This window comes from Filimonas lacunae (genome assembly GCF_002355595.1).
Taxonomy (GTDB): domain Bacteria; phylum Bacteroidota; class Bacteroidia; order Chitinophagales; family Chitinophagaceae; genus Filimonas; species Filimonas lacunae.
On sequence record NZ_AP017422.1, the window covers coordinates 5,387,564 to 5,412,355 of the forward strand.

The following is a 24,792-nucleotide window of genomic DNA, read 5'->3' on the forward strand; positions in this document are numbered from 1 at the left end:
CAGCGGCATCAGTTACCTTTGCCGGATGGATTATTTTAAGAAGCTGCTGGATTTACTGAAAACGGAACGGGAAGAGGATAGAAAAGCCTACCAGGAACTAACCGAAACATCCTCTGTAGCCGAACGCAGGGCCAATGGACTCTGCTGGTACCCTATTGCCATAAGGGGTTCGGAAATGAGCCGGGGAGATTACCTTACGGTAGAAGTAGAAAGGACTACGCACCAGGATGTAGCCCATCAGCTTCGCTTTGGCGTATCTGCCGTATTGTTTTCCAACCACGACGCCAAAAACAACCGGGTAGAAGGCACTATTACTTATCAAAGCCGCAACACCCTTAAAATAACCCTGCGCACAGATGAGCTGCCCGATTGGAGCAGTGATGGCAAGCTGGGCATAGACCTGTTGTTTGATGACAACAGCTATGATGAAATGCAAAACGCCCTGAAACTGGCTACCACCTTACAGGAGAAGCCGGAAGAAGGCCGGTTGATTCAGATATTGACCGGCGCTAAACAGCCTACCTTTCATACAGATATTCCGCATTATACCATTCCCTCTCTCAATGCATCGCAACAAGAGGCGGTGAACAAAATATTGAACGCGAACGAACTGGCTATTGTGCACGGCCCTCCCGGCACCGGTAAAACCACTACCCTGGTGCAGGCTATTAAAGCGTTATGGAAACAGGATCATAAACAAATTCTGGTAGTGGCCCCCAGCAACACAGCAGTAGACCTGCTTACCGAAAAGCTGTCAGACGAAGGATTGAATGTGCTGCGTGTAGGCAACCCCGCCAAAGTATCGGACAGGCTGATGTCGTTAACACTGGACAGCAAGGCTTCCGAACACAACAGCATGAAGGAAATTAAAAAACTGAAAAGGCAGGCCAGTGAGTTCAGGGATATGGCACATAAATACAAGCGCAATTTTGGTAAAGCGGAGCGGGAACAACGCCAGGCATTGTTTACCGAAGCCCGTAATATTATGAAGTCGGTAGAATCCACGGAACAATACATTGTGAACGACCTTATTTCCAAAGCACAGGTAATTACTGCCACATTAGTGGGTTCTAACCACTACACCGTGCGCCACCTGAAATACCATACTGTAGTAATAGACGAAGCCGGGCAAGCATTAGAGCCAGCCTGCTGGATTCCTATATTAAAAGCCAAAAAGGTGGTACTGGCGGGAGATCATTGTCAGCTGCCGCCTACCGTAAAATCGTCTGAAGCAGCCCGCAATGGCTTAAGCACTACCCTGCTGGAAAAATGTACCGCCCTGCACCCGGAAGCAGTAACCCTGCTGGAAGAGCAATACCGGATGAATGAAAACATTATGGGCTACAGCTCGCAGGTGTTTTATGAAGGCCGGTTAAAAGCACACACCTCTGTAGCACAACACCTGCTGCACGATGCAGATACCGCGCTTAACTTTGTAGATACATCAGGTTGTGGCTTTGACGAAAAAATAGAAGGCACCAGCACCACCAACCCCGAAGAAGCCGCCTTCCTGTTTAAACACTTAACACAATTTGTTACAGGTTTACAGGGCCATTATACCAACGGTCACTTCCCAAGCATAGCAGTGATTTCGCCTTACAAACAACAGGTGCAGCTGCTGAAAGAGCAACTGCTGCACTCACCCGAACTGCAGCCTTATGCGGAATATATTACCGTCAATACCATTGACAGTTTTCAGGGGCAGGAAAGGGATATTGTGTATATCAGCTTAACACGTAGCAATACCGAAAACAAAATCGGTTTTCTATCTGATATCCGGCGTATGAACGTGGCCATGACGCGGGCACGCAAAAAACTGGTAGTGATTGGCGACAGCGGCACTTTGAGCAATTTGGCTTTTTATGCCGATTTTATAGCCTACGCCGAGGAAAAGAACGCCTACCAGAGCGCCTGGGAGTTTATGGACCTGTAGGCAAAATTGTTTGAATTTTGCAAGTTTGAGATTGATAGCTGCAAGCACATTTCCCGGTAGAGTAGTAATTTTGTCGGGTATTTGTATTGTGGAGCTATCAATTTTCACCAATGGAAAAACTAGAAACATTAGAAGACTTTTACCAGCGGAAAATGAACTGGTTACCCGACAACCTGAAACAGGATATGGGCCATTTTAATGTGTTCAGGATGGAAGACTTTAACGGCCCCCACCGGGAGCCGGTGCGATACAGTCGCCGCGACTTTTACAAAATAAGCCTGATACGCGGCAATAACATTTGCCATTATGCAGATAAAAGCCTGGAAATAAGCGGTACTTCGCTGATGTTCTTTAATCCCAACGTGCCTTACAAATTTGAGTGTCACAACCCGGACAATACCGGCTTCTTCTGCATTTTTAAAGAAGCCTTTTTTACAGAAAAACTGCGTGGCAGCATTAACGACTTCCCCATGTTTGCCCCAGGAGCCAAACCCGTGTATTTTTTAAACGAACAGCAGGATAAAGAAGTGTCGGAGGTGTTTGAAAAAATGCTGACCGAGATTAATTCGGACTATGTATACAAGTATGACCTGATAAGGAACTATGTTACCGAAACCATACACTATGCGTTGAAAATGCAACCTACTGAAACCTTATACAAACATCCGGATGCCAAATCACGCATAGCCACTATCTTTTCCGAACTACTGGAACGTCAGTTTCCCATTGAATCGCCCAACCAGCGTTTTCTGTTCCGTTCGGCCAACGATTTTGCCAAAGAACTGTCGGTGCATGTAAACCACCTGAATAGAGCCATTAAAGAAACTACGGGCAAAACCACTACCGAGCATATTTTTGAACGGCTGGTTAGCGAAGCAAAGGCATTACTGAAACATACCAGCTGGAACATATCCGAAATAAGCTATTGCCTGGGGTTTGAAGAGCCTGCACATTTCAATAATTTCTTCAAAAAGCAGGTAGCACTCACGCCTTCTGCATACAGGGCCGCATAAGTGCCCTATATTTGCGGCTCTTATTTGTGTAGCACATGGATGTTTTAAGCGAAAACAAAGAACTGGAAGCCGCTTTATATGCAGGCGTTGATTATGCAGTATGGCTGCGTCATCAATCACCCAAACCCTTACTGCCTTTTATGCTGTTTTTTAACGGCGGCAAAATAAGCGAGGTAAGAGAAGTGATTGGCGACAAACCCGATGCTTTATTTGACGAAGCCTTACAGCAATTGTTGTATCCGTTTGAACAGGCATTAATGTGCGTGGAAGCCCGCATACAAAACGGACTGGAAGAAGACCAGGATATCATTCTGATAAAAGGATTTGATAATAGCGCCACCTTAGGCGTAATGATAGGTCAAAAGATACTGGGCATTGAAAGCGGCCAGCTTTTTAAGCGGGTGGGCAAACCCGTGCTGTTTAGCAATAAAGTGCCTTTACCTGTGTATGTAGGGCAAACACCTATCCCCTATCAACTGCAACCCGCCAACATAGCCACCCAAACAGTTACCGAAGCGGATGGACTTACGCGGGAAGTGATGTATGCAGGGCATGTAAATGCCAGTTACCTTACCTATACCCTGTTGCAGGCCTGCAAACAATTGATTGGTCAGCAGGATGCAGGCTTTAGTGGCAAAATTAATATTCACCTGGTACCAGGCATGCCCACAATAGGCGATTTTGAAAAGTTTGTGCTGGATGATTTCATTACCCGTATAGCCAACCTGAAAGCAACTGCACAGTGGGAGCAATTGACGGCACGTAAAATTGACATACAATTTAATTATGCCTCGTAAGCACGGGCATTTTTAGGCGTACGTATCAAATCCCAGTTGTAACGCAGCTGCCTGAACCAGAAGCGGGCAACAGCTATTATCATAGCCCTGCTGCGCTGGCGTGGTGGCCTTACTGCCGTGCTGGGTTCTACTGCCAGGTTATCGTGAATGAACAGCGAACTGAAATAATTGCTGATAATACAACGCCCTCCGTTAACGATAAACGAAATACACATACGGTATTCCATCCTGTCAGAAGCCAGATCTTCCCGGTAAGGACCAAACTTTTGCTCAAAGGTTGCACGTCTTAAATGCGGCGTATCGCTATAGGAGTATATCTTATTATAATCAGTAGCCAATGCTGGAATAGCCACCTCTTCAAAGTTATTATTATACGGCTTTAAATAAGGATAGCGGAAATGCGCAAAGAAACGCACCAGGTCAAGCCCGGTGTCTGTTTCCATAATGTCATATGCTTCCTTTAACGTAGTAATGAACAATGGGGCTATTTCAAAATCTTCCTGCACATACAGGATATAGGGAGTTACAACAGCACGTTGTCCTTTATTGATATTGGCGCCTAAGCCCTGGTTTTTAGCGGTGGTAATTAAACGAAAAGGATATTTTTGCTGCAAAGCGTGTAACAGCCTGATATGCCCGGTATCGCTGCCATCATCAGACACTATGATTTCAGCAAAAAAAATATTCAGTTGTTGTATAGAATGTAATAACCGTTCTAAAGATACTGTTCTGTTGTAGTGTGTAATCAGTAAGGTTATGTTTTTATAGCACATCATCTCGCTCGCCATTTTATTTTTTTACTTTATCGTACATCCTTTTCAAGACATCTTTCAACCTGATATTCCGATACAATATTTTTCCAAAAGCCCACTTCCATTGCTGTTTGCGGTTGCTATAACCGGTACGCATTTTAGTAGCAAACACTTCATCATTCACCCACCTGTTTATCTCCACCCTTGGTAGTGCAAAAAGCTGGTTAGCATCTGGCGCCAATCCTGGTTGTACTGTAAAAACCGCGCCAAACCCTAACTGTTTACACAACTGCAGACATAAGTTATTATATCGTCCATACGGGAAGGCATAATACGTTACCACTTTATGCAGGTGCTGTTCAATTAAACTCTTACTCTCCTCTATCTCCCGGTGTAACTCTTCTTCCGGCAAAGCATTATGCACCAGGTGCCTGTGCCCATGCGCCTGAATATCCCAGCACGATTGCTCCATTTCGGTTAACTCCTGCCAGGTTAAAGGCCTGTCGCCAACCGGATATGATTTTTCCAGTTGCGGCAATACATCATAACCAGACGCACCTACCGGAAACGTGGTAAGAAACAGGGTTGCCGTGAAACCATATCGCCGTAATACCGGCGTAACCAGTTGGTAAAGGGAGTAGTACCCATCGTCGAATGTAATGGCCACGCATTTCGCACTGGCAGACACTCCCTGCCCCAGTTCAGAAACTGTGACAGTTTGGTAGCCTTGCTGCGCCAACCATTGCATCTGGCGCTCGAACGCATTCAATGAAATATGTATATAACCTGATGTATCATCCTCCTCATGTAAAATAGCGTGATACATCAGTACAGGTACAGTATGTTTCAATTTATAGCGTTGTTAATGACAATGTTATTAATTGAGCTGCAAAATTAGCCGATAAGAGGGACGAAACAGATTAAAAATGTGTTTAGGACGGTTAAAATCCTAATGGTTTTCTCATAAAAAAGGCCTGCCCAATGGCAAGCCTTTCACATATTATCTTTTTTTATTACGCCATCGAAAATACAATACCAGCCCCATCACTACCATTACAATTTGTACAAACACCCAGAACAGGGTACTGGCATCACGCCAGGCTTTGCCGGCAAAATCCATGAAATGATGCTTGTGCAATAGAGCAAAACTGTAGCCCTGGTACAGGTCTTTATCGGTGATTTGCTTGGCCAGTACCGCCGAACCCGTTTCTACATATACCCTTTCCCCCTTATTTCGTTTGTACTGCACACGCCACACCGGCAGGCGTTTATCGGCAAAGTTATATTCCTCGTTAAACGCAGTAACCAGTGTAACAGAAGTAATATCAGCAGTATCGTAACCGGTAAAATAGCCTGCCAGGCTTTTGGCATACTGCTGCTCTGCCTGGGGATATAACCGGTAACTGGCCGCATCTACATAACATACCTGCGCTGGTGCTGCTTTCATCTCTTTCATCAAGTCTTTTCCTCCCGCAGGCGCCTTGCCTTTGGAAGCCGTATACACCTGCCAGCACCATTTATTTTGCAACTGTACCAAACCCAGGTTAGTGATAGGTTGCTGCACTACTGCCTGCAAAGCCGGTAAGCTATCATGTATGGCTGTTACAGCAATTGCCGGCAACGCCGTGTGCACCTCTTCCACTTCACCGTTCACTTTATCCAAAGCATGCCATGCGCCGCTAAATGTAAACATCAGTGTGAACAAAGAAGCTACCAAGGCAGTATAGCGGTGATTACGCCTTGCCTTTACCACGCTGTTACCATTCGCTTTTTTAGTTTTAGTGATAAAGAAGATATACAAACCCATTAACGTGGTAATAAACGCCAATGCACAAAGTAATGCTTCTACCCACAGCCTGCCCACTCCTAAAAAGCTAAGCCAGCCAAACGTATGCACCAGGGTAAAGAATTGTGTAAACGCAGCCCGCTTGTTATCTACCGCCAATGCAAAACGGCTTTGACCTGTTTCTACATAAATGCGTATACCATCTTCCCTGTTAAAGGCTACCTTGTACACAGGCAGTAAACGGTTAATGCTTTTATACTCCTTATCAAAATCTGTTACGCGGGTTACGTCTTCCACGCCCGCCCCTGTTGGGTTATACAGCACACAGGAAGTGGCCGCATCGCAACAGTCATGTGTTGCCGGTGCATCTGTTGCCGGTGTGTGCTTACCCAAATCATGCGCATGCGGCGGCCCTTCCAGGAAAAGCCTGGCCAGGTATTGCGCATACAACACATCGCCCTTTTTTAAACGTTTGCCCGTAAGGGCACTGTAATACTGCAGCTCATCATCCACCACCGTTTTCACCTGGTAAAACCAGTTGGTATCAATATGAATGAAACGGAAGCTATAAATACTGTCTACTTTATTTTGTTGCAAAGCCGCCTGCAACGACACCTTTACCTTACCGCTATCTATTACCGCAGGTGCAATACCCTGTGTGACTACCTGTGGACGGATATTGGTCATAATAGGATGCAGAAAGCCACTCACCGCCCACAACAGCACCGGTATGGCTATGATAAGAGAAGACACCCGGTGCCATTTGTATATATTTTTCCTAAGCATGTAATTCAATTATATATCCGCTATTTTTTTCCAAACCTGCAGGCAATGCCCACCGTAATTTCCCGGGGATCGCCCAGGTTATAAGAATAAGCAGCAGTGCCACTGCTGGCCGCATTTTTAGAAGCAAAAGTGGAATAGTATTTATTGGCCACGTTCAATGCGTTTACCCAAAACTCCATCCTGCCAATCAAATAGCCTGCACGCACATTAATCACATCAAAACCGGTGTAAGTGGTCTTATTCAAATCATCCATAAAATACTTACCCTGGTGCTGCCACTCCGCACTGATGCGTAAACCTCTTATAAAATGAGGCTTGTAGGTAATTTCTGCATTACCCGTAAACCGTGGTGCAGCACTCATTTCCTTACCGCTATAATCCACGCCCTTTACTACGTTTTCTACAAAAGTGTGTTTGGCATTAGTAGCACTCAACCTTACAGCTACATCTGCAACGGGGCGATAGGTAATCCCGTACTCTATACCTTTATGCCTTGTTTTGCCCGTATTCTGGTTCACGTAGGTATTATCCGGCTGCTTTACAGATATAATTTCATTGCTGCCATTCATCAGGTACACACTCCAATCGGCATACAGTTTATTGCCCAGTAACGAAATCCAGCCACCCACTTCATAGTTATAAAAAGTTTGTGGTTGCAGGTAAGGGGCATTCACTGTCCCGCTATACAGCTCAGTCAACTGAGGCGGTACATAGCCCTGGCTGTAGTTGCCGTAAAAGCCTATATAACGCGTATTGTACGTTACCCCTAATTTAGGCGCTATTCTACTGTAGTTGTTAATAGTAGAAGCCGCGCCAGAAGTAGTACTTACCGGCAGCTTGTTGGTATAGTTATACCGGAAAGCATCGTAACGGACAGCACCCACCAGTTTCACATTACGCATGGGACTTACTTCATAATCTACATACGCGGCATAATTGGTGATACCAGTAGTATAATTGCTCAGCAAAGAATCGGGCGTGTTGGTAGAATAGCTATCATACTTGCCAGAAGCCACATCTTTATGAATAGAAATAAACTGCGCCTTGTAACGCTGCGGGCTTACATCCACGCTGGCGCCTGCAATCAACTTGCTATGCAACCAATGGAATTGCTGTGTGTGTTGCAGGAACAAAGCAAACGTACGAAAAGCGTTTTCATTAATCTGTCCGCGAAAACGGGTAGCATCAGTAGTAGTGCCAATAGAATAAGAAGGATTTTGCTTTACCGAGTTATCACGGAACAGGAAAGAAACATTGCTGGCACTACCCTGCTTCCATTGATAATTGAGCATAGACTTGTAACGCAACGCATATACTTTACGGTAGGTGAACGATTGTTGCGAACTCAGGTTTTTCTGCGCAAACTTGATACTGTCCAGCGTGCCGGTCATATCAGAGTTATAATCCATGTAGGTAAAAGTATTGGCCCAGGTAAGCTTATCACTGGCGCGATAGTCTGTACGCAGCGATACAATAGACTTATGAAAATTGCTGAACTCAATAGGCCCATCGGTTCTGTTGGCATAATAACCACTGGCCATAATGCCCCATTTGCCAATAGAGGTACCTATTTGTGCATCGGTTCTTTTATATCCTTTGTTGTTCATTTGTGCGCTTACAGTACCAGCCGTATACGCAGGAGCAGATTGTGTGATAATATTGACAGCGCCCGCAATAGCTTCTGCACCATACAAGGCAGAAGAAGGCCCTTTAATCACCTCTATGCTTTTAGCTGCTGCCATGTTCATTTCCAGTAACGCATTGTGGTTATACACGCCGGTGGTGCGAATAGGTATGCCATCTTCCATATACAGGAAAACGCTTTTGGTGGTCATGGGCTGACGGATGCTCATTTCGTGCTGCTCGTTACCCAGGTTTACCATAAACACACCACTCACCTTGTTTAGCAGCTGATCTAAACGCTGCGCTTTGGTGTCTTCAATAGTTTGTTTGCTGATGACTGCAATGGCTACAGGCACCTCGTTCCTTTTTTCGGCAGTGCGGTTGGCGCTTACCACCACCTGCTGTAATTGTTTGTCCGATGGTTTTAATGCCACCGCTAATGAGGTATTGCCAGCGTTAATTGTCCTTTTCTCAAAACCCATACACGAAACGGTTAAAGTGGTACCGTTGGTGTAAATAGTAAAACTGCCGTTTACATCAGTAATAACCGTTTGTGTGTCTACCCCGGTAATTACGGCGCCCGCCACAGGTTCTTTACTCAATGCATCATATACTTTACCCGTAAACATTCCTGCCTTTTGCGCATGCCCATAGGCAAACAGGAATATGGTGCACACGAATGCCAATATCTTTTTCATCCTTTTTTTTTTAAATACAGTTGAATGCACCAGCCGGACACACCTATCCCTATCCGTACATCACTATAGAGTGATACAGATAAAAGGCATACCAGCCTGGAACGATAAAATGAAAGTGGGAATAATGAATACAGCTACAGATATAACAGAACAGATACCGCTATTACGGCATGTGCATGATACACCCCATGTGCTGTTGAAAAGAAGGCAGGCTATGCTGCAGGCGGATGGAAGATTTCGGCAGCCATGTCTTTTACCAGGTTGTTGTTCCGGGTAAAGAAGCTTTGTGAAAAGGATGATTGAGTATACTCTACGCTAGCGAAGTAAGATTGCCTGGATAACACCTCTGTTTTATTCTCGCCTTTCTGCCCGGTGTTTTGTTTTTCTTTATTCTCCTGCTGTTTCAGCTTTTTCATCATCTGGCATTTACCATTACAATGCATCATCGGTTTGGCCTTGTTTTCACAATTCTGTGCAAAGGCCGCCGTATTTACATAGTAATCTGCAACGATAAACGTCTTGCAAAAACATTGTGCAAGAAAAGCTACCAGGAGTAATATAACAGAAAGATGTCGCAAATACTGTTAATAAAGTGCAGCAAAACTAGGGCACAATACCCATATCCGGAAATTATTGTACAAAATCACGTTTTTCAGGTAGCCGGCCAGTTATCTTTGTAGTGCTTTAGGGGTATTCTGCCAAACAGCAGAATTGAGAAAAACTCTTTGAACCTGATGCGGTTAATACCGACGAAGGGAAAAGCAACCGGAACCAGTTATCAACCTCCCGTTTGTTTCGTTTTCTCCTGAAGCACATATATTAAACACAGCGTATATAATATAGGCTGTTATCATCTCCCGGTTTTATACAGTACGCAATGAAAGAACTCTTTTACAACAAGAAGGCGGTGATTTTTGATATGGACGGAGTTGTTATTGACAGTGAAGGATTCTGGTCAACAGCAGAACGCGAAGTTTTTACTTCACTGGGCGTAACCATGACGGAGGAAGACTGCCAGCTAACCCGCACCATGACAATGACGGAAGCGTCGCTGTTCTGGTTTGCAAAATACCCCTGGGCACATGTGGCTGTTAAAGAAGTAGAACAAATGGTAATAGCCAGAGTAATGGAGCTGATAAAAACTACTGATTGCGAAATTGCATATATCAGAGAATTTATACAACATTTAAAATCAAAAGGTTTCAAAATCGGCCTGGCCACCAATTCGCCGGCTTTCTTTATTCCCTTATGCCTGGAGCGTGCCGGGATAGCGCATTTGTTTGATGTGGTATCTTCTGCAGAACAGGAAGCCAACAGTAAGCCACACCCCGATGTATATCTTACCACAGCCAGGAAGCTACAGGTACTGCCGGAAGAATGTGTAGTGATTGAAGACTCGTACCATGGCATACAGGCAGGAAAAAAGGCGGGGATGACAGTGATAGGTTTTTCCAATGGCAACAGTGCAACCGCCTTTGACATAGCAGATGGCATGTTACACTGTTATCCCATGGAAGGTTGGCTTTAATGCTCGTTTTTAAAAAACATCCTTGCTGCCAAAGATGCCAGCACCGCCATTACACCAAATACACGCAGTGTTTCAACAAACCCTGCCGAAACCAATAAACTAAACAGCAAACTTCCAAAACCATATCCGGCAAAAAGAAAAAAAGCAAATAGCCCGGTAGAGCCACCTGCATTTTTACTATTAAAAGAGGTTACAATCACTGCTAATGACGGATGGGTAAGATCAAAGCTGAACGATAATAAAGTAACAAGTACGCATGCAATAAACAACGGCGGGATACAGCTTAAAGCAATAACAACGCAGCCCCCTAACAGAATACCTGCCGGAATCACTTTCTTTCTACCTATTCTATCTGCCATACGCCCGAGCACAGAACCCAATAACAAACCCGGTATGCCATACCCTAGAAGCGCCAATCCAATCTCGCGCTCATTTAAATGAAAATAGTGATAGAAATAAACCCCTAACCAGGCAAACACCCCGCTATGAAACAATCCATTCTCAAAAACGAAAAAGTAAGTACCCCTTGCTCTTGACGTGGATAGTATTTCTCTGAAAGTGGCTACCAGGGAGGTTTGTTGCGAAAGGCGGGGCACCTGCAGAAAAATGCGACGCCGGTAATACACATTCAACAACAATACCATACACCCGGCAAATGCAACAACCACAAACAACACTCTCCATCCCACTACACCAGCCAACAACGCCCCGGTACTAGAGCCTAAAGCCGTTCCTCCTGCCATACAACCAAAGAACACACCTAACGCATATCCCCTTTCTTTATAAGGAAAGCGATCGCTGATCCAGCTAATGGTGGTAGGCGCTATACCGGCAGCACTGATGCCCGTTAACAGCCGTAACAAAATCATTTGATGCGCATTTGCTACCCATGCCGTACTAAAAGTAAAAACAACAAACAGGGATAAAGAAAACGCTATGATAGCAAACCTGCCATAACGATCGCTCAACGGAGCATACACAAGTGTAAACAAACCATATCCTAATAAATAAACAGGCTCTATAAAACTCATTCGCCGGACAGAGGTGTGAAAAAAATCTGCCAGTTCCGGCAATAAAGGAGCCACCATAAAACCCTGAAAGAAAACAAGGAAAGTGGCAAGCGACACCAGCACCACCTCCCCCTTTGTGGCCCTGGCAGGCTGAATAGCTATTGATGGGTTACTCATATCTGATACTAAATTGCAGGTATGTTTATGCTTGTTTAATCAGGTAAACAGATGGTAATAACAACTCATCCGGAGCGGCTGCTTCTTCCTGTTGGCGAAAACCTTGCGATTCAAAAAAAGCGATCAGTGGATTTTCGGCATATTCATGCATCCAGATGGCTTCATAGGATTTGCAAACAGCACAGCACTTATCCCATAACGATTGCCTTACCATTTCGTTGGCACATGCATTCAGTATTCCAAAATCAGCAATTCTTACTACACGCTTTTGAGCGAGCATTTCTGGTCTTTCTCCTTTAGAAGTAATCCTGGCAAAGCCTGTAGGCTTATCATTCACATACACCACCAGCCATTGATTAGACAGGTTGTTCACCTCATCAATCAACGCCTGCTTGCTATACTTTGCAGCGAGGTACTTGTCTGTTTTTTGTGGAGATAACAGGGAAGCAAACTTTTCCCGGGTAATGGTTTGCGCAAGTTCCAGCAATGCCTTCACACCTTGCTCTGAGGCCACTACAAATTGAGTAACAATTTTTGAGTCCATTATTTTGTGTTAATACACCAAAATTAGGAGCCGCTCCCACCACGGCTTGGGTACACATCTTTTAAAACTAACCAGTACAGTTAACGGGAAGCCCATGCCCCCGCCAACTCCAGCGCTTTTATCTTGGCAGCAGCGTATTTATCAGCAAATACAATCCGGAAACATCTTTCAAACATCCCGGAAAAAGAGAAGGTATAACCGGGCGTAAACTTCACCCCTATTTTCTCGCAGTGTTTATAAAAGCCATCCATATCTATATTATCCGGCATTTGCACCCAGATATTGTAACCACCGGCAGGTAGCACCACCCGTGTTGCGGCAGGAAAATACGTAGACAAAAGCTGTAAGGTAAAGTGGGCGTTTGTAGCAAGCTGTGTTCTGAAAGCCCGGATGTGACGGGCATAACTATTGGAAGACAATAAATGATTTACGGTTTCCTGGTAAACAGGAGAAACAGAACTCCCCATCGAGAACCTGATCTGCTCGGCCTGTTTAAAAAATTTACCTGCCGACAACCACCCCAAACGAATACCCGGCGCCAGCGTTTTTGCGTAGGATGCTATAGTTAGCACCAGTCCGCTTTCATCAAAGCTTTTGAGTGTGACCGGTCGCTTGCTGTTAAAATGAAGATCGCCATAAATATCATTCTCTATCACAGCTACATCATGTTGCTGTATAATAGCAACCAATTCTTTCTTTTGTTCATCGGCCAGCAACGCACCTGTGGGATTATGAAAGTTCGGCGTAATAACCAGTGCTTTGATCTTCTTTTTTGCACAGGCTTTTTTGAAAAAATGTATATCAAATCCACTCGTACTATCTACAGGCACTTCAATCACCTTAAGTCCCAACACCCTTATCACCTCTAATACAGAAAACACGCAGGGACTTTCTACTGCTATAATATCCCCGGCCTTGCAAATGGCAGCCAGTGCAATATGCAGCGCCTGTAAGGCTCCATCTGTAATTAATAACTCCTGTGGATGAATACGGGTTTGATAGCTGGCTGCATGCTTTATAATATTAGCTTTTAATTCTTCCGAACCGCTGGTAGGATAGTACCTCAACAAGGCCACTCCGTTTTCCCGGATAACCTGTTGCATGGTTCGTAACAATAGCTTCTGAGAAATGATCAGATCGCCCGGCATAGCCACATTAAACTCGGCTATCTTCTTTTTCCCCCGCGAAGAAGTGGTCAACTCTACATGGCGTTCAAAAGTAGCATCGCGCACCACCAACGGAAGTGAGGTGACATTTTCTTCGGGTTTATGAAGCAGCGAAGCCACATAATACCCCGATTTAGGAATACTTACCACCAGACCTGTTGCCATTAAATGCTCATAGCCACTTTGTATGGTATTCACGCTTGTTTGGTACTGCTTTTTCAGCTCCCGCACAGAAGGCAGTTTGTGACCTGGCTTATATACCCCGTTAAGGATATTTTGCTCGATGTCTGAGGTAAAGACTTCAAATTTATATACTCTCACAACTATACCGGATACATTTCAACAACACCGTTGTATCCAAAAATAAGGAATAATGAGAAGGTACATCAGGGCCACCAAACACTACGCAACACCATTGCGCACCTCTTCTTTTATTTTGTACACGAATGATGAATAAAGTATTAGAACAGATAAAAAACTTTGCCGATCAGGCACATGGTACCCAGCAAAGAAAGTTTACAGCAGAACGTTATATAGTACATCCTATACGGGTAATGGAAATATGCAGAGAGTATACATCAGAGCTGCCCGTGCTGGCAGCCGCGCTGCTACATGATGTATTGGAAGACACCCCTGTAACCGAACAAATGATTCAGGAATTTCTGCTAACGGTACTATCCCCGGCAGACACTGGCAAAACCATGCAACTGGTAATAGACCTAACCGATGTGTATGTAAAAAATAGCTACCCGCATTGGAAAAGACGGAAAAGAAAAGAACACGAATGCCTGCGCATGGAAAAAACCTGCGCTGACGCACAGACCATTAAATATGCCGACATACTGGACAACGGTATGGAGATTATGCTACAGGAGACCGATTTTGCCGAAGTGTATTTGCGGGAATCCAGGCAGCTATTAAAACACATCCCTAAAGGGCATCCTCAACTGTATGCAAGAGTACTGGCAGCAATCCATCCTTAACCCAGGTTCTCACCCTGCAACACTCAATCCCAGCCTGCCTTTTTCACATATGCGAAAATAAAAAGCCGTATACATGACATATACGGCTTCTCTGTAAATAAAGTTATTACTACATACCTGCTGCCATTTTAAGCGCATAGTAAGCATTTACAACACCACCTGTGCGGCATAAGTCCAGCATAGAAACCATGGCTGGTTCTTCGTTGCCCTCTGCAGCAATAGCTACCGGGTGCTTTACAGGCACAGCCGATTTCAATATAATATCTTTTACCTGCACAGCAGTTAAATTAGGATAGTAAGAACGGATTAAAGCGGCTAAACCACTTACCACCGGAGCAGCCATACTGGTGCCATCGTGATAAGCATATTTAGAACCTGGTACAGAAGAATAGATAGCCACTCCCGGCGCAAACACGTCTACCGTATTTTTACCATAGTTAGAAAAAGAAGCTACCAGATTTTCGTCATCTGCCATACCAGATGCGCCTACCTCTATCCAGGCGTTGGCAACAGTGCCATCTAAAAACTCGCGACGTGGGTAAAATACATTGATGCTGTCAATGTTTTCGCCATCATTACCCGCGGCATGGATAAATAAAATATCTTTTGACAATGCATATTTCACGGCATCATCCACTTCTTTCTTATCAGGTGAATAAGGCTTACCAAAGCTCATGTTAATGACTTTTGCGCCATTATCTGCTGCATAACGGATAGCGTTGGCAATATCTTTATCTCTTTCATCACCGTTAGGCACTGCTCTTACAGCCATAATCTGTACCTGATCGTCAATGCCATCTATACCCAAACCGTTATGACGGATACCACCTATAATACCAGCTACGTGTGTACCATGATCTGCATCGGGCCCACACACATCACTGCTACCATAGTAACGCTGCGTAACATTGTTATAATCGTCGCCTACCACAGGGCGGCTATCGTAGGATAAATTCAATTGATAATCTACTAGTTCTTTAAAATGATCTAAAGCACCCTGAATTTCTCTTTCTTTGAAAGTAGCCACATCCGGATAACGTTCCAGCTGTTGTTCCAGTATACCTTTAATGCGCGCTTCCGCACCATTGGTGGCTTTGTAAGCTTTTAAATCAGCCAGCGTAACAGGGGTTTTGCCTATATGTGCCACTAACGAATCCAGCACAGTAGCAAATTGAGTAACACCTTTCAGTTGTTGCTCTGCCTGTAGTAACTGCCTGTCGTATTCGGTGCGTAATTGTTTGTAAGCGCCTAAGCCGGTAGTATCTTCCGGAACGCTGTTCAGGCTGCCAAAGCGGGCCTGTTGCTTACGTATAATGCGGGTAAGTTCCAGGTTATCGTATACTACATTGCCTTTGTCACTGCCAATAAAACTCCAGCCATTGATATCGTCTGCATAATGATTACGATCGTCGTCTTTATTGTTACCGGCTTTTTCTTTGGCGTTGATCCAGAGAACCGACTTCAAATCTTCATGGGCAGTATCTACCCCGCTATCTATTACTGCTACAATTACTTTAGTGCCTTTTTTGTTTTTCAGCAATTCATTGTAGGCCCTTTCTGTGCTAATGCCAAAAACCGAGTCCTTTTGTAAATCAAGGTTTTGCCAATTAGGCATCTGGGCGTGGGCTATTGTAAGTGTGCCACATATAGCTAGCAACACATTCCATTTTTTCATTCTCAACCTGCTTTTCATTTAAAATAAGGGTACTTACGAAAAGTTCCGTTTTACAAATATGATAGTATTTTTCGCGAGATGAAGATAAGGAGGGAAATTTTAACGATTCATTCCTGCTTTGTACCGGCGGCCCAATCGTTTTTAGGCCTTATGATAAGGCGCAAATTGGGGTCGTTACTGATAAAACTCCATATCCAGTTATTCAGCAGCTTTAACTTATTACGAAAACCAGCAATAGGAAGAATATGAATGAACAACCATATCAACCATGCAAAAAAGCCTTTTAAGAACACATTTTTTGATAAATCAACCACCGCTTTATTTTTGGAGATGATAGCCATGCTGCCTTTATCATTGTAAATAAATGGCTTCATAGGCTGGCCTTTTTGCTCGCGGGCCAGGTTTTGCGCCAGCAATTGACCGTGCTGTATGGCTACCTGCGCCAGCTGCGGATGCCCATTGGGAAAAGCCGTGTCGGTTGTTTGCAAAGCCACGTCACCGATGGCGTAGATGTTAGTAGTGCCATTCACCTTATTAAAAGCATCTACCATAATACGCCGCCCCTTGCCAATGCTTTCTTTGGGCAGCCCTGGCGCTTCGCAGGCTATTACACCCGACGCCCATATAAGTGAATAGGTAGGAATAGTAGTGCCATCACCAAACACAACTTCATCATTCACATAATCTTTTACACTGCTGTTCAGCTTTACTTTCACCCCCATACTATCCAGTACGTTATAGGCTTCAGATTGCGACTTCCTGCTCATAGGCCCCAACAACACAGGCAACATATCTACCAGGTATATGTTGGCGCGGCGGGCAGCGGGCAAATCGGGATAATCTTTTTTAACAATATGCTTACCCATATAAGCCATCATTCCCGCCAGCTCAACCCCGGTAGGGCCACCGCCGGCTATAACAATATTTAACAGTTTTTCTTTTTCATGTTTATCATTGGTAAGGGCTGCTTTCTCTAACACCTGCAGTAAATGGTTGCGCAAATCCAGGGCGTTGTTAATCGTTTTCATAGGAATGGCGTGCTTCTGTACGTTTTGCATGCCAAAGTAATTGGTTTCGGTGCCCAGGGCCAGCACCAGCTTATCGTATGTTACTTCGCCCGATGTAGTGATGATTTTATTTTCGTCCTGCACCACCTGTAACAAAGCGCCATAATGAAAGCGCAGGTTCTTTTTATGTTGAAACAGTTTACGGAACGGATAGCTGATATTACTGGCTTCAATAAAAGAAGTAGCCACCTGGTAAATTAATGGCGGGAAGAAATGATAATTATTTTTATCAACCAGTACCACCTGTGTATGCTCGTTATCGGCCAGCTTTTTGGCCATATTAATGCCCGCAAAGCCACCTCCCACAATTACAATTTTCATAGTGTATATTTAAGCTACGGTTAAAACTTACTATGTCGGCTGCAATTCCTTTGCCAATAACCTTATATACATACAGGGGTATTTTTTCCCTCCTTTTTTTATTGTAGTTTGCAGCATGCCTATCAACCAAAACAAGAAGAAACTGCTTATTATTATTGCCACTGTTGTGATAGCAGCAGCCGGCGCTATTCCCATTTATCGTATTTACAGCACACCACCAGCTTATACAGGTCCTATACCTATGCCTGTACAAACAACTACTTTAAAAGATAGTTCAGTAGTATGGCTGCAAAAAGATACCCGCATCACGCCTGTTGATGGATTTCCGCAGAAACGCCAGCTTACCGTAGATGGAGATGCCTTCCTGGATGTGGCAGACGAGCCTACCCCGTTAATCATTAACACACGCCTGCTACAGCTGACTGTACAAGGCAAAGCTTCTTTTCGTGTAATAGCCTTTTCTAAAGAAGATGGAGAAGAAGTACAGGTGATCAGTGGCAATATACTGGTAGATAAAAACTATGAATCGCCCTTTAACGAGCAAGACACACTGCACAACAGCCAGATGGTAATGATTAACAAAACCATTGACCTGATGGAAAAAGAAAAGTTCGACGCTACGGATTTAACCGCCTGGCGCGCTGTACAACACAAACCATAATATCCTCTCTCCAATAAAACATCAGACGTTATTACCTAAAAGCCGTACCTTTGAAACATCAGATGTTTAAATGAAGGTATTATGGCAAAACTTTCTGATAAAGTCATTGCAGCTATACAACGTGATATAGCCAAGGGTACGTTTAAAACCGGCGAAAAAATTCCTGCCGAGCCGGAGTTAATGCATTTATATAATGTAGGACGCTCTACGGTACGGGAAGCCGTGAAAACGTTAGCCATCAGCGGCATACTAAGTGTAAAGCAAGGCGACGGCACCTATGTAAACGGTGCCATACAACGCGAAACGCTGGATGAGCGCCTGCGTCGCGCCGATGCTGTTGACATTAACAGCGTGCGTGTGCTGCTGGAAGAAGAAATTGTACGCTTAGCCGCATCACACAAAACTCCGGAAGATATTATTGCTATCAGCCAATGGCTGGATAAACGGGCTAAAGCCATTGCGCACGAGCAGGCAAAAGAGTGCGCTGATGCAGATATAGGCTTTCACCTGGCCCTGGCCACCGCTTCGGGCAATGCCGTACTGGCCGATTTATACAAAGGCTTTACCGTAGTAATGCGGGAATACTTCGACAAACGCGATGCTACTACGGTTCGTTTTTTTGCGGCGAGCCACGACCTGCATGTGGAGCTTTTTGAAGCCATTAAAAATGGTAAGCCCCGGCAGGCGGTTTCGGTGGTAAAGCAAATTATAGCTAATAACAAATAGGTACCCTATGTATATTCTCACTTTTACACTCATTTTACTGGCAGGTGCATACCTGGCCGGGTTGGTAGGTTCGTTAACAGGTTTAGGCGGTGGTGTGGTTATTATCCCCCTGCTAACACTGGCATTTCATATTGATATGCGTTATGCCATTGGTGCAGCGCTGGTAAGCTCTATTGCCACTTCATCGGGCAGCGCCAGTGCTTATGTAAGGGAAGGCATTACCAATATAAGAGTAGGTATGTTTTTAGAAATAGCTACTACCATAGGTGCAGTTACCGGTGCATTAATAGCCGTGTACACACCCGTGAACCTGGTAGCTATATTATTTGGCGCCACGCTTATATTTTCGGCAGCTATGACCCTGCGCAAAAAACATGAAGATGCAGAAAGCAACGGCAGCCCATGGGCCGAGAAGTTAAAGCTGAATGGCAGCTACCCTACTAAAGATGGCGTGGTGCATTACAAACTCAGAAATGTGGGCGGCGGTTTTTCTATCATGACACTGGCCGGCGTTTTATCAGGCTTATTGGGCATAGGTTCCGGTGCATTAAAGGTGCTGGCAATGGACACTGCTATGCGCATTCCTTTTCGGGTAAGTACCACTACCAGCAACTTTATGGTAGGTGTCACCGCTGCTGCCAGTGCTGTGGTGTATTTACAGAGAGGTTATATAGATCCTGCATTGGCTATGCCGGTGATCATTGGTGTGCTGGCAGGCGCTTTTACTGGCACAAAGCTGCTGATGCGCATTAATCCTAAGAAGCTGCGCCTGATATTCAGCATCGCTATCACCCTGGTGGCCCTGCAAATGATTTATAACGGCCTGCAGCAGAAGTTTTAATTCATACACCCAATTACACCTGTTATGAAACAAGAAAGCAAAGCAATTATAGACGATAAAAACATAGAGATTTTTATAGGCAGGTTTTTACGCCTGGGAACACTGGTATCGTGTGGGGTAGCCCTGGTAGGCGGGCTGCTGTACCTGGTGAGTAATGGTATGCAGCAAATGCCCGACTATGGCACTTTCCATGGCGAAGAGGCAGGCTACACCAGCCTGCCCGGCATTATCAAAGGACTTAGCAGCGGCAGCGCCCGTGAAATTATACAATTGGGGGTGTGCATTCTTATTGCCACTCCTATCCTGCGAATAGTACTATCCCTCATTTCTTTTATGCTGGAGAAGGATAAGATGTATGTGGTGATTACATTGATAGTGCTATGTATCATTCTTACCAGCATGTTCGGCGGGCTGAAGGTGTAATTATTTTACGCTAACTTCGTTAGCATGAAACGCTCAGGAACAGCTGATTTGCCTTTACATTCCGGTGCCGTGCCGCCCTGGCTGGCACAACGGATGGCGAAGCTGGGTTTGGCTATTACAGAAGCTATTATCACCGAATATGGTAAAGCAGAAGTGTTACGCCGCCTGAGCGATCCTTTCTGGTTTCAAAGCCTGGGTGCTGTAATGGGCATGGACTGGCATTCCAGCGGCATTACCACTTCGGTAATGGGTGCCTTAAAAAAATCGATCAATCCTCTTTCCAAAGAACTGGGCATTTATATCTGTGGCGGCAAAGGCAAACACTCCCGTCAAACTCCTGCCGAGCTATTGGCCATTGGTGAAAAAACAGGATTAGATGGCCATTACCTTTCGCGTTGCAGTAAGCTGAGCGCCAAGGTGGACAATACCGCCATACAGGATGGGTTTCAGCTATACCTGCACAGCTTTATTGTAAGCGACGAAGGACATTGGGCTGTGGTGCAGCAAGGCATGCGCGAAAACAGTGGCACCGCACGACGTTATCACTGGCACTCGCCCAGCATTCAGTCTTTTGTAGAAGAACCACATACTGCTATCTGTGGCGGTGCTAATGCAGGCATGATATTAAACATGACGCACCACCAGGCGGCCAGTGCGCGGCAAACCGTATTACAAATGGCGGATGAAAGACCGGAGAAAATAATACTGGAAACACAACGCCTGCTTATGCCTGGCCATCATGAAGTAAGAGCCAAAGATGTGGATTTAAAACGCCTGGGTAGCGTGTTATGGCTGGCACATGATAAACGGCCTGCCGACTTTGCCGAACTGCTGCTACTGGAAGGTGTTGGCCCACGTACCCTGCGATCCCTGGCACTGGTAAGCGAAGTGATCTATGGTGCTCCTTCCCGTTTCAAAGACCCTGCACGTTTTTCTTTTGCACATGGCGGTAAAGACGGACATCCTTTTCCAGTTCCGGAGACAGTGTATGACGATACCATCCGTGTATTGCAGAACGCGGTAGAAAAAGCTAAAATAGACCGCAGCGATAAACTACAGGCTATTAAAAAGCTCACCGAAATAGCACAGCAGGCCGAACAGGATTTTACCCCTAACGCCCGCTTTGACGAACTGATTGAAAAAGAACGTAACGACTCGTGGAAATACCAGGGCCGTACAGTGATGGGTAAGGCACAACCTCCTGCCAGTCAACAACTGAACCTGTTTTAACTTTCTACACTATAAGATGGCATAGTTTTTTCATTTATGTCGGTTGCGGCCCTTCGTTATTATTGATTTACAGCCTGTTCACTCATTTTTCATACATAAAAAAGGACACCGCACTACGTACTTGAGAAAACACCTGCATATACTCGTAGCGGAGGACGATGAAGACGATCGTTACTTTATTAAAACCGCTTTTGAAAGCTTTACCAATGACGTACAACTAGACTTTGTTGTTCATGGTGCAGAATTAATTCATCACCTGCAACAGTTATACGCCACAGAAAGCGCCATGCCATCGTTAATTCTATTAGACTTAAATATGCCCGTAATGGGCGGAAAAGCAGCATTGGACCAGATAAAAAAGCACCCTGTTTTTAAATCTATTCCCGTGATCATCTTTTCTACCACCACCAATAAAGTGGACATTTCCTATAGTTATGATGCAGGCGCCAACACCTTTATCACTAAACCATCTACCTATCAATCGCTGGAAGATATGATGAAGTCAGTGTATAAATACTGGCATAGCATCGCTTCCCTCAAACATTAATTACCAACATTTATTTATCGTTTTTCAATAAACAATATACCTTTATGGACAAATAATACTGTCCATGAAAAAATTCACCCGAATCCTTAAAATTGCCCCGGTTATCTTTTTTTCTATTGTTTTCATCTATAATTATCTTCCCAAATATGTCCGGAATAATTTACCGCGGGATGCCAGTGATTATATACTTGGGCAAATACGTGATCCTGATTCCGCTTTTCTGGATACCTTATCAGTTGACCTTCCTCATTATCTATATAAAAGGCTAACAGATAGTGTTCGGGCAGTGGAACAACATAAAAAATTCAGCTTCTTTATTAGTGAAGCCTTTTCGATAGGTAATGGGGTAGCAGGCATCAGCGGCTCTCTTAAATTTCCCAATTACCACATGGAAGAAAACACCAGGGTGGAAACGCCTACATTCCCTTCGGTAAGTGACTTTAAAGATCCCGTTTTTTACATGGGCATATCCGGATACGAGATAAATAACCAGATTAGTATTGCAGACAAACCTGTCTTCTTTCACAACAACGGAAAAGATTCCATTAAATATTGGGATCTGGTGCCTGCCAGAGGACAATATGAACATGTAGAAGACAGTTTGGTAACCCGTAAAAAAGCATCCCCCTTCTACTATTATGAAAGTCAAAAAGCTATACTTTTTCCTGCCAGCAAAGCCGGTTATATAACTTTTAAAATCCTCTTTTATCTTTCCATGTTCTCTTATGGCGTGGCTTTTTTCTGTGTGCTGTTTTGTGTGATAAGATTATGCCTGGCTATTGCTGATGGTCAATTTTTCACGCCTAAAAACCTTGACCGGTTATACATTATAGCTGCTGCCGTTTTTACTCCCTTCTTTATTAACTGGCTTGTAAGCACTATCATGACATGGATTTACCTACCTAAGGCTGGCGGCGACGTCTTCCTTATTAACAAGGAGGGCCCCAACATTCTATCGCTGGCTCCGGGCTATTTGCTTTTTTTATTTGCCGGCGCATTTAAACGCGGCCTGGAATTACAGGAAGAGCATGATTTAACGGTATAAAACTTTAATTACTTTAGCACCATGCCCATAGTAGTGAACCTGGATGTAATGCTGGCTAAACGCAAAATGAGCCTTACGCACCTGAGCGAACAGGTTGACATTACACTAGCCAACTTAAGTATATTGAAAAGCGGCAAAGCCAAGGCCATCCGATTTTCAACCCTCGAAGAAATTTGTCGTGTACTGGACTGCCAGCCCGGCGAAATTCTCGAATACATGACGGAAGAAGCTTATGATAAGTTGATGAATAAGTAACTATGAATAACTTAATAAAAAGGATAGAAAACGATGTACAGGATAGAAATTCCCCTGCATGGATTGCCTTATGTGATTACATAGATAAAGTTGCAGAAGAAGGTAATGAAACATTTTCACCAGCAGAAGCAATTGGTCGTGAGCTATTTTCCCAGATATATACTTTACCCGAATCCATTTCAAAACTTACCAAAGTAAAAAAGGTGAATTTGTATGGTAGCAATCTAAAACGCATTCCACCAGAAATAGGCTATATGGAGCATATGGAAAACTTTATTCCATATACCTCCTACAATTTATTCTGGTTTCCTTATGAAATCACAAAATGTAAATATCTTAACGACAGTTGTGTCAGCACACGTGTTTTGTATGGCAACTATAAAAACAGGAAGGGGTTTCCTAACCTCGAAAACAATCCTGTTCGCTATCATGGGAACCATGTACAATGCAGTATTTGCAATAAAGAGCTGACATATGCAGCAACCAATCAACTATGGATTTCATTAGAAGTGGGTACTGATGTATTACCTTTGCTGGCAAATATATGCTCAGCAACGTGTGAAGTCCAACTACCATCACCGGCAGACGGATATATCCCCTATCCACATAAGGGTGGCGTTCAAATAAGTAGATCACAATCATCATTGAACTCAGATGCAATCTGATAATAACAACTATCTCACACATACACTTCCTGTTATATATACAGCTTTAACACACGGACTTTTGACTAAGGAGGATGTGATGAATTGGGCCTATCACATTATAGACCAGGAAGAACAACCCGATATCATTATTATTGACTTAGTACTTTCTGGCTCTAAAAGCATACAGGAGACTTACCATTATCTCGGTCAGGGTGATGCTGATACAATTCACGGCCGGCCTTTATTAGGGTTACTACATCACCAATATAAATCCAGCAATTTTGACCTGGCCAAAACCATCCAAACTCTCTATAGTTTAACAATCACTACCAATTTAAATGGCATCGAAACCAACACTATTTACTACATTGAGTATATCAATGACGATTACCTGGAAGGCTATGTTACGCCGGAAGAACTCAGCCAAAAAATCAGGCAATTTTTAGAAACTTACCAACACTACACCATCTACAATAATGACCAATGGCCTGAGCTGGACAAAAAAATAGACGAAATACAGGCAGCAGCGCAACACCCCTAAGCAGATTCCCGCCCATC

The 24,792-nt window shown here is 44.2% G+C and carries 25 protein-coding genes and 1 riboswitch; of the genes, 15 read left to right on the forward strand and 10 right to left on the reverse strand.

Annotation, left to right across the window (positions count from 1 at the left end; all coding sequences use genetic code 11):
* Window positions 1-25: 25 nt before the first annotated feature.
* The 3 genes from FLA_RS21200 (at window position 26) to FLA_RS21210 (ending at window position 3,743) form a co-directional block, all read left to right on the forward strand.
* On the forward strand, window positions 26-1,933 hold the full coding sequence (locus FLA_RS21200) for an AAA domain-containing protein (RefSeq protein ID WP_076382226.1): 1,908 nt from the start codon (window positions 26-28) through the stop codon (window positions 1,931-1,933).
* Between the two features lie 110 nt (window positions 1,934-2,043).
* Window positions 2,044-2,946 carry a helix-turn-helix domain-containing protein gene (locus FLA_RS21205; RefSeq protein WP_076382227.1) on the forward strand — a complete coding sequence of 301 codons (903 nt, stop codon included), beginning with the start codon at window positions 2,044-2,046 and terminating at the stop codon, window positions 2,944-2,946.
* A 35-nt stretch (window positions 2,947-2,981) separates the two neighbouring features.
* Complete coding sequence (locus FLA_RS21210; RefSeq protein WP_076382228.1) at window positions 2,982-3,743, forward strand: hypothetical protein; 762 nt, start codon at window positions 2,982-2,984, stop codon at window positions 3,741-3,743.
* On the opposite strand, the gene FLA_RS21215 is transcribed toward FLA_RS21210, so the two are convergent.
* The 5 genes from FLA_RS21215 to FLA_RS21235 all read right to left on the reverse strand — a co-directional run bounded on the left by FLA_RS21215 (window position 3,731) and on the right by FLA_RS21235 (window position 9,834).
* Window positions 3,731-4,531 carry a glycosyltransferase gene (locus tag FLA_RS21215; protein ID WP_076382229.1) on the reverse strand — a complete coding sequence of 267 codons (801 nt, stop codon included), beginning with the start codon at window positions 4,529-4,531 and terminating at the stop codon, window positions 3,731-3,733. The two genes, FLA_RS21210 and FLA_RS21215, sit on opposite strands and share 13 nt — an antisense overlap.
* 1 nt (window position 4,532) lies before the next feature.
* Complete coding sequence (locus FLA_RS21220) at window positions 4,533-5,345, reverse strand: polysaccharide deacetylase family protein (protein WP_076382230.1); 813 nt, start codon at window positions 5,343-5,345, stop codon at window positions 4,533-4,535.
* A 150-nt stretch (window positions 5,346-5,495) separates the two neighbouring features.
* Complete coding sequence (locus FLA_RS21225) at window positions 5,496-7,067, reverse strand: PepSY domain-containing protein (RefSeq protein ID WP_076382231.1); 1,572 nt, start codon at window positions 7,065-7,067, stop codon at window positions 5,496-5,498.
* A gap of 20 nt (window positions 7,068-7,087) precedes the next feature.
* Window positions 7,088-9,388, reverse strand: coding sequence for a TonB-dependent receptor (locus tag FLA_RS21230; RefSeq protein WP_076382232.1), 2,301 nt, complete (start codon window positions 9,386-9,388; stop codon window positions 7,088-7,090).
* A gap of 212 nt (window positions 9,389-9,600) precedes the next feature.
* On the reverse strand, window positions 9,601-9,834 hold the full coding sequence (locus FLA_RS21235; protein ID WP_144264169.1) for a hypothetical protein: 234 nt from the start codon (window positions 9,832-9,834) through the stop codon (window positions 9,601-9,603).
* Between the two features lie 230 nt (window positions 9,835-10,064).
* Window positions 10,065-10,163, forward strand: a riboswitch (TPP riboswitch).
* Window positions 10,164-10,265: 102 nt separating this feature from the next.
* Between FLA_RS21235 and FLA_RS21240 the strand changes: the two genes are divergently transcribed.
* Complete coding sequence (locus FLA_RS21240; protein ID WP_076382234.1) at window positions 10,266-10,916, forward strand: HAD family hydrolase; 651 nt, start codon at window positions 10,266-10,268, stop codon at window positions 10,914-10,916.
* Here the strand turns inward: FLA_RS21240 and FLA_RS21245 are convergent.
* The 3 genes from FLA_RS21245 to FLA_RS21255 all read right to left on the reverse strand — a co-directional run bounded on the left by FLA_RS21245 (window position 10,913) and on the right by FLA_RS21255 (window position 14,134).
* The gene (locus tag FLA_RS21245) at window positions 10,913-12,103 is read right to left on the reverse strand and encodes an MFS transporter (protein WP_076382235.1); all 1,191 of its coding nucleotides are present in this window, start codon (window positions 12,101-12,103) and stop codon (window positions 10,913-10,915) included. The two genes, FLA_RS21240 and FLA_RS21245, sit on opposite strands and share 4 nt — an antisense overlap.
* Before the next feature lie 25 nt (window positions 12,104-12,128).
* The gene (locus FLA_RS21250; protein WP_076382236.1) at window positions 12,129-12,647 is read right to left on the reverse strand and encodes an N-acetyltransferase; all 519 of its coding nucleotides are present in this window, start codon (window positions 12,645-12,647) and stop codon (window positions 12,129-12,131) included.
* A gap of 80 nt (window positions 12,648-12,727) precedes the next feature.
* On the reverse strand, window positions 12,728-14,134 hold the full coding sequence (locus FLA_RS21255) for an aminotransferase-like domain-containing protein (protein ID WP_084206504.1): 1,407 nt from the start codon (window positions 14,132-14,134) through the stop codon (window positions 12,728-12,730).
* 125 nt (window positions 14,135-14,259) lie between these two features.
* On the opposite strand from FLA_RS21255, the gene FLA_RS21260 reads away from it, so the two are divergent.
* Window positions 14,260-14,796: an HD domain-containing protein gene (locus FLA_RS21260; protein ID WP_231940301.1), complete on the forward strand. Its 537-nt coding sequence runs from the start codon at window positions 14,260-14,262 to the stop codon at window positions 14,794-14,796.
* A 109-nt stretch (window positions 14,797-14,905) separates the two neighbouring features.
* Here FLA_RS21260 and FLA_RS21265 read toward each other — a convergent pair whose 3' ends face one another.
* Both FLA_RS21265 and FLA_RS21270 read right to left on the reverse strand, forming a co-directional pair.
* Window positions 14,906-16,471 carry a S8 family peptidase gene (locus FLA_RS21265; protein WP_231940302.1) on the reverse strand — a complete coding sequence of 522 codons (1,566 nt, stop codon included), beginning with the start codon at window positions 16,469-16,471 and terminating at the stop codon, window positions 14,906-14,908.
* A gap of 107 nt (window positions 16,472-16,578) precedes the next feature.
* Window positions 16,579-17,859 carry an NAD(P)/FAD-dependent oxidoreductase gene (locus FLA_RS21270; RefSeq protein ID WP_076382239.1) on the reverse strand — a complete coding sequence of 427 codons (1,281 nt, stop codon included), beginning with the start codon at window positions 17,857-17,859 and terminating at the stop codon, window positions 16,579-16,581.
* Window positions 17,860-17,974: 115 nt separating this feature from the next.
* On the opposite strand from FLA_RS21270, the gene FLA_RS21275 reads away from it, so the two are divergent.
* From FLA_RS21275 to FLA_RS21320, 10 genes are all read left to right on the forward strand, one after another.
* On the forward strand, window positions 17,975-18,520 hold the full coding sequence (locus FLA_RS21275; protein ID WP_076382240.1) for a FecR domain-containing protein: 546 nt from the start codon (window positions 17,975-17,977) through the stop codon (window positions 18,518-18,520).
* Window positions 18,521-18,601: 81 nt separating this feature from the next.
* A complete protein-coding gene (locus FLA_RS21280; protein ID WP_076382241.1) occupies window positions 18,602-19,246 on the forward strand; it encodes a FadR/GntR family transcriptional regulator in 645 nt (214 codons plus the stop codon).
* Window positions 19,247-19,253: 7 nt separating this feature from the next.
* Window positions 19,254-20,087: a sulfite exporter TauE/SafE family protein gene (locus FLA_RS21285; protein ID WP_076382242.1), complete on the forward strand. Its 834-nt coding sequence runs from the start codon at window positions 19,254-19,256 to the stop codon at window positions 20,085-20,087.
* A gap of 24 nt (window positions 20,088-20,111) precedes the next feature.
* A complete protein-coding gene (locus FLA_RS21290; protein WP_076382243.1) occupies window positions 20,112-20,510 on the forward strand; it encodes a DUF1634 domain-containing protein in 399 nt (132 codons plus the stop codon).
* 24 nt (window positions 20,511-20,534) lie between these two features.
* Window positions 20,535-21,740: a DUF763 domain-containing protein gene (locus FLA_RS21295; RefSeq protein ID WP_076382244.1), complete on the forward strand. Its 1,206-nt coding sequence runs from the start codon at window positions 20,535-20,537 to the stop codon at window positions 21,738-21,740.
* Between the two features lie 121 nt (window positions 21,741-21,861).
* The gene (locus tag FLA_RS21300; protein WP_076382245.1) at window positions 21,862-22,287 is read left to right on the forward strand and encodes a response regulator; all 426 of its coding nucleotides are present in this window, start codon (window positions 21,862-21,864) and stop codon (window positions 22,285-22,287) included.
* A gap of 286 nt (window positions 22,288-22,573) precedes the next feature.
* Complete coding sequence (locus FLA_RS21305; protein ID WP_159445187.1) at window positions 22,574-23,332, forward strand: DUF2975 domain-containing protein; 759 nt, start codon at window positions 22,574-22,576, stop codon at window positions 23,330-23,332.
* 21 nt (window positions 23,333-23,353) lie between these two features.
* Window positions 23,354-23,587, forward strand: coding sequence for a helix-turn-helix domain-containing protein (locus FLA_RS21310; RefSeq protein WP_076382247.1), 234 nt, complete (start codon window positions 23,354-23,356; stop codon window positions 23,585-23,587).
* Between the two features lie 2 nt (window positions 23,588-23,589).
* Window positions 23,590-24,252 (forward strand): hypothetical protein, encoded by a 663-nt coding sequence (locus FLA_RS21315; RefSeq protein WP_076382248.1) that lies wholly within the window; start codon window positions 23,590-23,592, stop codon window positions 24,250-24,252.
* A gap of 61 nt (window positions 24,253-24,313) precedes the next feature.
* On the forward strand, window positions 24,314-24,775 hold the full coding sequence (locus FLA_RS21320) for a hypothetical protein (protein WP_144264170.1): 462 nt from the start codon (window positions 24,314-24,316) through the stop codon (window positions 24,773-24,775).
* The last annotated feature ends 17 nt before the right edge of the window (window positions 24,776-24,792 follow it).